The organism is Mesorhizobium loti R88b (assembly GCF_013170845.1).
In the GTDB taxonomy this organism is placed as follows: Bacteria; Pseudomonadota; Alphaproteobacteria; order Rhizobiales; family Rhizobiaceae; genus Mesorhizobium; species Mesorhizobium loti_B.
This window is the reverse complement of record NZ_CP033367.1, coordinates 3,246,636-3,257,776: the sequence shown is the minus strand read 5'-3', so window position 1 is coordinate 3,257,776 and position 11,141 is coordinate 3,246,636. Positions and strand designations below refer to the sequence as shown.

Sequence of the window (11,141 nt, the reverse complement as noted above, 5' to 3'; positions counted from 1 at the left end):
GCGCCGGACGGACAGGTGGGCCTCCACCTGTCCAACATGAAATAATTCCACCAGCGTCAAGCAACTGGAGCCCGACGCCCATGACGAAAATCCCCGTACATCTCGACATTAACGGCACACATCATCAGCTGGAACTCGAACCCCGCGTCACCCTGCTCGATGCCTTGCGTGACAGGCTCGGCCTGACCGGCACCAAGAAGGGCTGCGACCACGGCCAGTGCGGCGCCTGCACCGTGCATGTCGATGGCGAGCGCGTGCTGGCGTGTCTCACGCTGGCGGCCCAGGCCGAAGGCCGCACCATCACCACCATAGAGGGGCTTGCACGGGAGGGCGAACTGCATCCCGTGCAGGCTGCCTTCCTCGAACAGGACGCCTTCCAGTGCGGCTATTGCACACCGGGCCAGATCATGTCGGCGGTGGCCTGCATCCGCGAAGGCCATGCCGGCTCGGACGAGGAAATCCGCGAATACATGGCCGGCAATCTCTGCCGCTGTGGCGCCTATCCGCACATTGTCGCCGCTGTGCGCCAGGCAGCGCTGGAGGTCGCATCATGAGGGATTTTTCCTATTTTCGCCCCGGCTCGGTCGATGCGGCACGCCAGGCAGCCGCCCTGCCCGGCGCCATGCTGCTTGCCGGCGGCACCACGCTGATCGACCTCGCCAAATGCGGCGTTGCCGAGCCCAACACGCTGGTCGATATCACCCATCTCAAGGGGCTCGATCGGATCGAAGTGAATGAGCGCGGCGCCACCATCGGCGCGCTGGCCAAAATGGGCCACATCGCCGACAATGCCGACATCAAGAGCCAATTTCCTGCAATCTCCGAAGCACTGTGGCAAGCCGCCTCGGCGCAGATCCGCAACATGGCGACCATCGGCGGCAACCTGATGCAGCGCACCCGCTGCCCCTATTTCCGTGATCCGTCGAATTTTTCCGCCTGCAACAAACGGCAGCCCGGCTCTGGCTGTTCGGCGATCGGCGGCGTCACCAGGGGCCACGCCGTACTCGGCACCAGCGAGGCCTGCATCGCCATGTATCCCGGTGACCTCGCCACCGCCTTGGTCGCCTTCGACGCAACAGTTCATCTCGGCGAGCGTAAGCTGCTGGTGGACGACTTCTTCCTGCTGCCCGGCACGACGCCGGACAGGGAACACGCGATCGAGCCGGGCGAGATGATCACCGCCATCGAAATCCCCGGCTCCGCCGCTGCCCGCCGTTCGACCTACCTCAAGATCCGCGACCGGCAGTCCTATGAATTCGCGGCGGCCAGTGCCGCCGTCGGCATTGAATTCGAAGCCGATGGCCGCACCATTCGCGACCTGCGCGTCGCGCTTGGCGGCGTCGCGACAAAACCGTGGCGCGCGCGCGCCCTCGAGGCAGCCTTGATAGGCAAGGTGCTGGAGCCGGAAACCGCCCGTGCCGCCAGCCGGCTCGCCGTCGAAGGCGCTGTCGACCATGGCGCCAACCACTACAAGATCGAGCTCGCACCGCGCGTCATCGCGCGCGCCATCCTCAAATTGGGAGAGACGGCATGACCGTTCACAATATCAGAGTTGGTGAAACAAAACGGGGCGACGCCGCGGACGGCGTGCTGGCCGAGGCCGTTGGCGGCCGGCTGTCGCGCGTCGATGGTCCTGCCAAGATCACCGGTGCCGCCAGATACGCCGTCGAGCAGCAGCTCGAAGGTCTCGCCTATGCCGTGCTGGTCGAAAGCACGATTGCGTCGGGCAAGGTGCGTGCGATCGACACCAAGGAGGCCGAGGAAGCGCCCGGCGTGCTGCAAGTGCTGACACCAGACACCATCATCAGCCTCAAGGGCGCCTCCGACTGGTTCGGCATGCCGTCGCCCCACAAAACCTACTGCCCGTTGGCGCGCGACATCACCTTCTCGGGCCAGCATGTCGCCGCAGTCGTTGCCGAAACCTTCGAGCAAGCGGTCGCTGCAGCGGCCATGGTCAAGGTCAGCTATGACGAGACGCCGGCAATCGTCGACCTCAGCGACGGCAAGGCCGGCGACGGCATTCCGATCGACGCCATGACCAATGAATGGGGCGACGCGCCCGCCGCCTTCGCCTCAGCACCCGTGCGCATCTGCGCCGCCTACAACACGCCGCGCGAATACCAGGCGCCGATGGAGCCGCATGGCCTGATCGCACGCTGGGAAGGCGATCATCTCACCGTATGGGAGCCGAGCCAGTGGCTCGACGGCATGGCCCGTACCTATGCCGAATGGTTCGACGTGCCATTCGAGAATGTGCGGCTGGTCTCACCCTATATTGGCGGCGGCTTCGGCTCCAAGGCGCTGGCGCTCAGCCACGGCGCGGTGGCCGCGAGTGCTGCCAAGATGCTCGGCCGGCCGGTGCGGCTGGTGATGACGCGGCCGCAAACCTTCACCGGCTATGGCGGCCGTGCCGCGACGCGGCAGACGGTGACCATCGGCGCCGGCCATGACGGCGTGATCCAGTCGATCGTGCATCGCGGCGTCAATGAAACATCCATGGACGGCATGTGGGTCGAGCCGCTGGGCTCGGTCACCTCGATCATGTACGCGACGCCGAATTTTTCCTCGAAACAGAATGTCGTGCGGGTGAATTCGGTGGTGCCGGGCGCCATGCGCGCGCCGGGCGAAAACCCCTCCGCCTTCGGCATCGAAAGCGCCATCGACGAGCTCGCCTACGAGGTCGGCATCGATCCGCTGGAGATTCGCCTCAGGAACTATGCCGAGCAGGACCCGCACGCCAAAAAAGCCTGGTCGACCAGGCAATTGCGCGAGGCTTTTGCCGCGGGTGCTGAGCGTTTCGGCTGGGCCAGGCGCTCGTCAAAACCGCGCTCGATGCGCGACGGCAACCAGCTGATCGGCTGGGGCGTTGCCGCCGGCACCTATCCGGTTCGGCGCGCCTATGGCGAGGCGATCGTGCGCATACTCGCCGACGGTTCTGTCGAGGTCGAAAGCTCGTCGATCGACATGGGCCAGGGCACCTACACCATCCTGGCGCAGACCGCCGCCGAAACGGTCGGCGTGCAGGCCGACAATGTCGTGGTGAAGCTGGGCGACTCCCGCTTTCCCCGCGCCGGCGTCACCGGCGGCTCGCGGCTGGCCGGCGTGATGACGGGAGCGGTCTACAAGGCCGCGACCTCGGCGCTCGATCAATTGGTCGGTCTGGCGATCAGCGATCAGCGCTCACCCTTCCACGCGCTGCAGGCCAACACGCTGGTGGTCGCCAACGGCCGCATCGCCTCGCCGCGCGGCGACGGTCCCGATGTCTCTATCGCCGAACTGCTCAGGAGCGTCGGCCGCGACCATATCGAGGCGACCGGCGACACCATGCCGGCCAATTCGACGGCCGAGGACCGCTACAAGAACTACACCACCATCGCCATGTCGGTGCCGCACACCGAAGGCGACTATTCCCGTCACTCCTGGTGCGCGCATTTCATCGAGGTGCGCGTCGATGAGGATTTCGGCACGGTGCGCGTGTCACGCGTGGTGTCGGCGCTGGATTCCGGCCGGCTCTACAATCCGAAACTCGCCGAGAGCCAGTGGAAGGGCGGCATCATCATGGGCATCGGCCAGGCACTGCTGGAAGAAGGCATCATGGACCGCCGCCACGGCCGCATCGTCAACAACAACCTTGCCGACTACCTCGTGCCGACCAATGCCGACATTCCCGACATCGAGGTGATCTCGGTCGGCGTCCCCGACCTGCATTCATCGGTGCTCGGCGGCAAGGGTGTCGGCGAGCTGGCGATCGTCGGTGTCGCTCCGGCCATCGCCAACGCGGTGTTCCACGCGACAGGCAAGCGGGTGCGGGATTTGCCGATCACGCTGGAAAAGCTGATCTGAGGCGCGAGTTGCCAAGCCTCCCTCACGGGAGCTTGGCAGCACATCGCCAGTGCGATCTCCAACCTACTCCGGAAAATCCCAGTTCGATCGTGTCAATACATCCGCGGGTGGAAGGATCTCTTCAGCCTTGAGGTCCCGGCGCTGGACCTCATCGGCGACAAATTCTTCGGACGGCCCCAACCCGCCAGTTCTGATTTTCAACGGGATGCCGTCCTGCGTGAGACAGTGATGAAGGCTCCCATCCGCCATGTTCGGCGTCATGTCGAACCACGCGCATGGCTCGCCCATAACGCTGCTGTTTTTACCGGTGCTTTTCGGTGCGCCGGCGAGACCACGGCCATTGGGAAAGTAGATCCTTTGTCCGGGCAGGTATTTCTGGAGCATGGAGAGATGCTCGAACGCGCCGCCCTTGAGCGTATTGAAGGATAGCTGCTGCCCCGTCTGGTCGTTCCAGATGATGAGATATCGCCGCCCGTCGGCGTACGATCTCTCATCATAGGTCCAGGCACTGTGACGGCGTACTGTCCTTGTTGCATCTTCAGAATGCATGTGGAGGGCATAGTCCGGAGACTGTTCAACGGCGGTTGCATCTTGCGCCGACTTGTCGTCGAAATGCAGCCATTGCGCGACGTCGAGCAGATCTGCGGGTGGACTAACCTCCTCGGTGGAAACAGGCCGGCGTTCGAGCCTGACCAGCGTCACCTGCTCCTCCGGCGAGCCACCGTTACCCAGCACCTTCGCGCCGATCTCAATCCCGTCGGCTGTAAGGCAACTCAGCCATTGTGGACCGTTCTTCATCCGGTCCGGATCGCCGCGCAGGAGTTTTCGCACGGTGCATGTTTCGCCGGCATGCAGTTCTGTTTGCCCGGTCTGGCTTGTTCCGCGTACCCCAAGCGACGATGCGGGTATCTCACGGTAGATCAGGACGGATGAATAGCTGGCCTCTGGATGTGGGCGGATGACGATCGATGTCTGCTTTGCCGGATTTCCATAGATGGTCGCTTGCTGTTCGTCGACACGCACCCAACCGCCATGCTGTGTGACGATCCGCGTTTGTGGCCCGGTTGATTTTCCCCACATCTCCTCGGCCGTCATGGTTGCGACATAGTCGGGGACATCGGCTGAGGACGCATAGGGTATGCCGCCTGCCCGCACCGCGGAACTTGCCAGAACGAGTCCCGCCATGATCGATAGTCTCATCATGGCTTCTCCCCCGCGCCACACCGCTGCAAGCCGCAGATTTCCCGGCAACAGCGGCGAATTTGCGACTGCTGAGCGGCGATCCAGGGCAGGCCGACAGTCTACGCCAACCCCCGAGCGGTATACCGCGACATGACGAAATCCGCCCTAGTCACCCTATGATCTCCGCCAAATGACGATTGTCCTCCAAGAGGCGCAGTCATATTCGCTTCCACGGATTGCCGGCCAACGGTTTCCCGACGGAGCCGCGTAGCGCGCCTGAAGCGAGGCTGTGGTATGACTGCAAGTATCTTATCGGGCAGCGGGAGGAAGTACGATGAAGCATGCACGAAGCAAGATGGCATTTGCCGTTCTGGCCCTGGGATTGTTCCAGGATCTCGGCGCGGCACAGGCCGAGCAGGTCAAAGCATCGGGTTGTGCAAGAGCCGGCACCGAAGCCGGCTGCATCATTTTGCAGGACGGCGACAAGACTTACCAGATCACCTCCGCCAAGCCGAAACCGGCCATCGATACCTATGGAACCGTGACCGGCACCATCAGCAGCAAAATGACCATCTGCATGGAGGGCAAGCCGCTCGAAGCCGCAGAATGGACGCCGGATCCAACCAAGGCTTGCACCAACTAACGCGGCACAGTCGGCCCCCTACTCCGGCGACGCTACTGGTGGCTTGAACGTCAGTGTCTGATCCGAAACTAAGGTGAGTGGTATCAGTGGGTTAGCATGACGGCATCGCCGGCTGTTGATTCGTCGATGCGCTCAGCCGGATCAGTTCCTAATCGCGCGCAGCCTCGCTGCATCGCGCGCGGGCGGCGTGCCGAACATGCGTGTGTATTCGCGGCTGAACTGCGACGGGCTTTCATATCCGACAGCAAAAGCTGCGCTCGTCGCATCGGCATTGGCAATCAGACGCCGCCTTGCCTCCTGCAGGCGGAGAGCCTTCTGATATTGCAATGGGCTCATGGCAGTGGCGGCTCGAAAATGGCGATGGAAGGTTGCCGCGCTCATGCCGGTGATTTCCACCAACTCTTCAATTCTAACAAAGCGATCGAAGTTCGCGCGCAAATGGGCGATGGTACCCCTAATTTGCGCAATCCGGCTATCGGTTCGAGCGGCCTGGCGAAGCAGGGCTCCTTGTGGCCCCTGCAGGACGCGAAACAGAATTTCGCGCTCGATCAGAGGCGCCAGCATGTCGATTTCGTTTGGGGCATCAAGTAGTTGCAACATCCTTGACCAAGCATCGAGAAGCTCGGGGGTCATCGCGGCCACAGCAAAAGCCGCAGTATCGCCACGGGCTTCGCAAGGTATATCAACAACCAGGTCTGCGAGGACATCCTGGTCTATCGCCAGCCTCGCCGCGACGTAGGGCGCCTCAGGCGAGGACTCGATCATGACGCTCGATGCGGGCACGTCGATAGAAGCGATGAAAAAATGATTGCTATCATAGCTAAGCGTGCGGTCACCGATGACCACGCGCTTAGCGCCGCGCAGGACGATGCCGAGCATGGGCTGGTACAGAACTGGGATCGGCCAGCTGGTCTCCTTCGCGACATGAACGCTCACACGCGGGATCGACGCCCCCCCTGGCCGAGTGGCGTGGCGGTAAGCAAGGTCGGCGAGAGTTTCGTGCATCACATTCAATCCTTCGTGCCGCCCACGAAGGCAAGCTTCATTAGTCCCTAAGACGGCATTTGATCGGATCAGGCAAGCATTTGCGGCGATCCGGCGTGGAGAAGCCGCGGTCAGCCCCATATAAGAATTGGGAAGACTGTAGATCGAAAGGCCTGGAAAAGCGCCATCTCACAGTCTTTGGCGATGGAACCACTCGGCTCGATCGCATGAGCCATCCGCCTGCCCGTTACGTTTCACTCAGGAGAGCCCCATGCGTTATAACATCCTCGGCCGCACCGGCCTATTCGTTTCCGAACTCTGCCTCGGCACCATGACCTTCGGCGGCGGGAGCGGCATCTACAGCAGCATGGGCGGTCTACAGCAGAAAGAAGCTGACGGTCTGGTCAAGACCGCGATCGATGCCGGCATCAACTTCATCGATACGTCCGATGTCTATTCAAAAGGTCTTTCTGAACAGATCACGGGCCAAGCGTTGCGCAACCTCGGGATCGCACGGGAAGATGTGATCGTCGCCACCAAATTCTTCGGGCCTACGGGTGACGGCCCGAATGCGCGTGGCACATCTCGCTCGCATATGCTCTACGCTCTGGAGGGCAGCCTCAAGCGCCTTCAGGTCGATCATATCGATCTTTACCAGATCCACGGCTTCGACCAGATCACGCCGATGGAGGAGACCCTGCGTGCGCTCGAAACGGTCGTCCAACAGGGCAAGGTCCGCTATATCGGCGTCTCCAATTGGGCCGCCTGGCAGATCGCAAAGGCGGTCGGTATCTCCAACCAGTTCAACCTGGCCCGCTTCGCTTCGCTTCAGGCACATTATACGATCGCCGGACGCGATCTGGAGCGTGAACTGGTGCCGATGATGGAATCCGAAGGCATCAGCCTGATGGTATGGAGTCCGCTGGCGGGCGGTTTTCTGTCAGGCAAATATAGCCGCGACGGCGCTAAGGAAGGCGACAACCGCCGCGCTACCTTCGATTTCCCGCCGGTCAATGAGGAACGCGGCTACAACGTCATCGACGCGATGAAGCCGATCGCGGAAGCCAAGGGTGTCTCGATCGCCCAGATCGCACTCGCTTGGCTGCTCCACCAAAAGGCTGTGACCAGCGTAATCATCGGTGCCAAGAAGCCAGGGCAACTCGATGACAACATCGCCGCGACCAAGGTGGCGCTGACCGACGCCGAGCTGAGAACGCTCGACGACATCAGCAAGCTGCCCGCGGAATATCCAGGCTGGGTCTTCGACTTCCAGAGCAAGGTCCGCGGCGACCAGCTCAAGCAGGAACCGCGCGGGACCTGAGTGTTTGATCCGGAGTTAAGTGCCGTTCTGGACAATAATCTTCCCGGCTTCGATCAATCCAGCGTGGGGGTTTTTCGGAAATACACGCACCGGCCAGCAAATCCGGCGACGCGATGGCCGCGGCACGGAAGGCACGGTTCGCTCCTACTCCGGCGACGGCACCGGCGGCCTGGACGTCAGCGCGGTCCCGGCGGCAGCTATGATGACGGCGGCGATGCCGGCCAGTTGCGGCGCGGTCAGGCTTTCGTGCAGGAACAGGAAGCCGGCGAGCGCACCGAGCCCCGGCTCCAGGCAGGTCAGCGTGCCATAGATGCGGGCCGGCATGCGCGTCAGCGCCACCATCTCCAGGAAGAACGGCAGTGCGCTCGAGAACAGGCCGACGAGCAGCGCGCTGATCAGGATCGATGGCGACAGCAGCGCCGTTCCCGCCTGCGCCACGCCAAAGGGCAGCACCAGCACGGCGGCGATCGCCATGCCGTAGGCAGTGGTGCGGGTGCCAAGTTCGGCGCCCGCCTTCTGCGCAAGCACGATGTAGAGCGCCCAGAAGCCGCCGGCCGCCAGCGCCAGCATCACGCCCACCGGGTCGAGCGGCTGCAGCGAACGGATGAAGGGCGACAGCAACAGGATGCCGGCCACCGCAAGCGCGATCCAGGCAAAATCGCTGGCGCGCCGCGAGGTCAGCGTCGCCACCAGCAGCGGCCCTGAAAACTCCAGCGCCACCGCGACGCCGAGCGGAATCCTGGCAAGGGCTGCATAAAACAGGAGGTTGAGCGCGCACAGCGTCACGCCATAGGCGACCAGCCATGGCAAGGTGGCGCGCGACGGGCGCATCTGCCAGGGCCGCAGCACCGCGATCAGCATCAGCGCGCCGATGACCAGCCGCAGCGTCGTCGTGCCTTGCGCACCGATCACCGGGAACAGCGTCTTGGCGAAGGTGGCGCCGATCTGGATCGACACCATGGCCCCCATCAGCGCCGCGACCGGCAAGGGCGCCGCCTCGCGACCGGCAACTGGCGTCAATGTCACTTTGGTTTCTTCCTCCCTGCCCTGCCGGGCATCCGCGCGCCCCGGCGGCACGGCTGGCAGCTATGGCCTCCCCGGGCCGGCCTGTCGTGAGGCACGCCAAGACAGTCGGCTGGGGCAAGCGCTGGAATCGGTCCGGGAGCCGAGGAATACCCTTCCGGCCATTCACGGCATTGGTTGGGGGCTGCCTGCCTAAGCGGTGGCGGCAACCGAGCGCTTGAAGGCGATGGTGACCCGCGTGCCCTCGCTGGCGCTCGAATTCACGTCGAATTCCGCCTTGGCGTTCTCGGTCAGCGAACGCGCGATCAGCGCGCCGAGCTTGCCGGGCTTGGGCCAGGTCTCGCCTTCCGGCAGGCCGATGCCGTCATCGGCGATGACAATACGGCAGCCATCGCCGTTAACGATGCTATGCAGCGTGATCGTGCCGCCGTCGCGCCCTTTGAAGGCATGTTTGAGCGCATTGGTCAAAAGCTCGTTCACCACCAGCCCGGTCGGCATCGCGACGTTGACCGACACCGGATAGGTATCGACCTTCATGTCGAGGCGAATGCCCTCGACCGCATGCGAGTTCATCACCGCCGACGCTATCTGGCTGAGATAGACGCCGAGATCGACCTCGTCCTTGTGATCGTCGCCCGACAGCGTCTGGTAGAGGATCGCCAGCGCGTCGACGCGGCCGGCGAGCCTCTCGAAGCGCTTCTGGTCCGGCGCGGTCGCGTTACGTGTCTCCATCCGGATCAGTGCAGTGATCATCTGCAGATTGTTCTTCACCCGGTGCTGCAATTCGCGCAGCAGCGTGTCCTTCTCCCGCACGCGTTCCTCCACCGACATCGCCTGCTCGGCCTCGCCATGGGCCGAGACGTCGACCAGCGCCACCAGCCGGAAGCAGACCTTGCCGTTGTCGTCCTCGATGACGTTGGAATAGGCGTCGACGATTGCCGGCGTGTCCTCGGCCCGCTCCAGCCGAAACGTGCCGACGAAATCGGTCTCCTCGACCACCGCCTCGGACAGCGCGCGGTCCTTGTGCTGGTGCAGACCGGTGCCAGCGAGTGCGGCCCAGTGCTTTTGGGCAAGCCTGGCTGCTTTCAGCCCTGACAGTTTCTCGAATTCCGGATTGGCATAGACGACGCGCTCCTTCGCACCGAGGTCCGAGACGGCAATGGCGATCGGCACCTGGTCGAGGAATTTCTTGAACTGTTCGCTTTCCAGCGCGTTGGCGAGGTCCGGCGTATCGAGCAACTGCCCGACTGCTTCGGCCTTCTGTGTATCGGATGTCATCTGCGGCGGCCTGTGCTGTGCGTGAGCTCCATCAGTATCAGCGATAGGGTGCGCCTGCCATCATCAATGCAGGAAGACGCTGGCACCTGCCTCCGCGTCAGGGCGCCAAATCGGTTTTGCTCGCCTTGGGTCGCCAAGACGCCCGCCACGGGTTCAGGCGTTGAACGACACGCCCCTGCGGCGCATCCCGGCTTGCACGCCGCGCACGATCAGCCTGGACAGGATTTCCATGTCCCAGGGCATTCCCGGCCGCCAGACATCCAGAAGCAGGGCCACGCGAGGCTCATCGGCGTTGTTCATCACCTCGTGCGGGTAGGTGTCGTCCCACAGCATGCCTTCGCCGTCGGTGATCCGTTTCTCCTGATGGTTGATCATCATGATGGTTGCCGGGCGGCCATCGGCCTGTCGCGGGATGACCAGGCCGAGGTGAAACCGCATGATGCCGCGGAACGGCCCGCGATGGCTGGGAATGTGCTTGCGCGGCGCGAGGAACGAAATCGCCGCCGATTTGACTTCCGGGCATTCGGCGAGCAACCGGCTCAGAACCGGCATCCGCGCGAGGTTCTCCGGCACCGCCATGTCATAGGCCTTGAGCACGAACATGCGCCAGTCGAGGCCGTCATTGGCCGAGATATCGGCCTGCTCCGGCATGATGTCGTGAAAGCGGGGAACCTTCACCAGATGCACGGCAAGCGCTTCATCGCGGATGTCGCGCCAGGCCTTGGTGAATTTCGCCGCGTTGGGAAAGTCGGCTTCGCTCTCAAGGATCGCCGGCGCGTCTATCCGCTTTTCATAGACACGCCGGATCACATCGGATGCAAGATCGTAGGTGCGGGACATCGCATTGCCTCCAGGACATCATAAACG

The 11,141-nt window shown here is 63.2% G+C and carries 10 protein-coding genes; 5 read left to right on the top strand and 5 right to left on the bottom strand.

Annotation, left to right across the window (positions count from 1 at the left end):
- The first annotated feature begins 80 nt into the window (after positions 1-80).
- From EB235_RS15945 to EB235_RS15935, 3 genes are read left to right on the top strand one after another with little or no spacing between them, the layout of a single operon-like run.
- Complete coding sequence (locus tag EB235_RS15945; protein WP_027030051.1) at positions 81-554, top strand: (2Fe-2S)-binding protein; 474 nt, start codon at positions 81-83, stop codon at positions 552-554.
- Positions 551-1,534 carry an FAD binding domain-containing protein gene (locus tag EB235_RS15940; protein WP_027030052.1) on the top strand — a complete coding sequence of 328 codons (984 nt, stop codon included), beginning with the start codon at positions 551-553 and terminating at the stop codon, positions 1,532-1,534. The genes EB235_RS15945 and EB235_RS15940 overlap by 4 nt, the downstream gene beginning before the upstream one ends.
- Positions 1,531-3,843: a xanthine dehydrogenase family protein molybdopterin-binding subunit gene (locus EB235_RS15935; protein ID WP_027030053.1), complete on the top strand. Its 2,313-nt coding sequence runs from the start codon at positions 1,531-1,533 to the stop codon at positions 3,841-3,843. The genes EB235_RS15940 and EB235_RS15935 overlap by 4 nt, the downstream gene beginning before the upstream one ends.
- Before the next feature lie 63 nt (positions 3,844-3,906).
- Here the strand turns inward: EB235_RS15935 and EB235_RS15930 are convergent, their stop codons facing one another.
- Positions 3,907-5,046, bottom strand: coding sequence for a hypothetical protein (locus EB235_RS15930; protein WP_027030054.1), 1,140 nt, complete (start codon positions 5,044-5,046; stop codon positions 3,907-3,909).
- Positions 5,047-5,407: 361 nt separating this feature from the next.
- Here EB235_RS15930 and EB235_RS15925 point away from each other — a divergent pair, with 361 nt between their 5' ends.
- Positions 5,408-5,668 (top strand): hypothetical protein, encoded by a 261-nt coding sequence (locus tag EB235_RS15925; protein ID WP_155256343.1) that lies wholly within the window; start codon positions 5,408-5,410, stop codon positions 5,666-5,668.
- A 141-nt stretch (positions 5,669-5,809) separates the two neighbouring features.
- On the opposite strand, the gene EB235_RS15920 is transcribed toward EB235_RS15925, so the two are convergent.
- Entirely contained in the window at positions 5,810-6,673 is an 864-nt protein-coding gene (locus EB235_RS15920; protein WP_027030055.1) for an AraC family transcriptional regulator, read from the bottom strand.
- Positions 6,674-6,923: 250 nt separating this feature from the next.
- Here EB235_RS15920 and EB235_RS15915 point away from each other — a divergent pair, with 250 nt between their 5' ends.
- Positions 6,924-7,973, top strand: a complete 1,050-nt coding sequence (locus tag EB235_RS15915) for an aldo/keto reductase (RefSeq protein WP_027030056.1) — start codon at positions 6,924-6,926, stop codon at positions 7,971-7,973.
- Between the two features lie 144 nt (positions 7,974-8,117).
- Here the strand turns inward: EB235_RS15915 and EB235_RS15910 are convergent, their stop codons facing one another.
- The 3 genes from EB235_RS15910 to EB235_RS15900 all read right to left on the bottom strand — a co-directional run bounded on the left by EB235_RS15910 (position 8,118) and on the right by EB235_RS15900 (position 11,114).
- The gene (locus EB235_RS15910) at positions 8,118-8,999 is read right to left on the bottom strand and encodes an EamA family transporter (RefSeq protein ID WP_027030057.1); all 882 of its coding nucleotides are present in this window, start codon (positions 8,997-8,999) and stop codon (positions 8,118-8,120) included.
- A gap of 189 nt (positions 9,000-9,188) precedes the next feature.
- Positions 9,189-10,274 carry a sensor histidine kinase gene (locus EB235_RS15905; protein WP_027030058.1) on the bottom strand — a complete coding sequence of 362 codons (1,086 nt, stop codon included), beginning with the start codon at positions 10,272-10,274 and terminating at the stop codon, positions 9,189-9,191.
- A 153-nt stretch (positions 10,275-10,427) separates the two neighbouring features.
- The gene (locus tag EB235_RS15900) at positions 10,428-11,114 is read right to left on the bottom strand and encodes an aspartyl/asparaginyl beta-hydroxylase domain-containing protein (RefSeq protein ID WP_027030059.1); all 687 of its coding nucleotides are present in this window, start codon (positions 11,112-11,114) and stop codon (positions 10,428-10,430) included.
- Positions 11,115-11,141 lie beyond the last annotated feature (27 nt).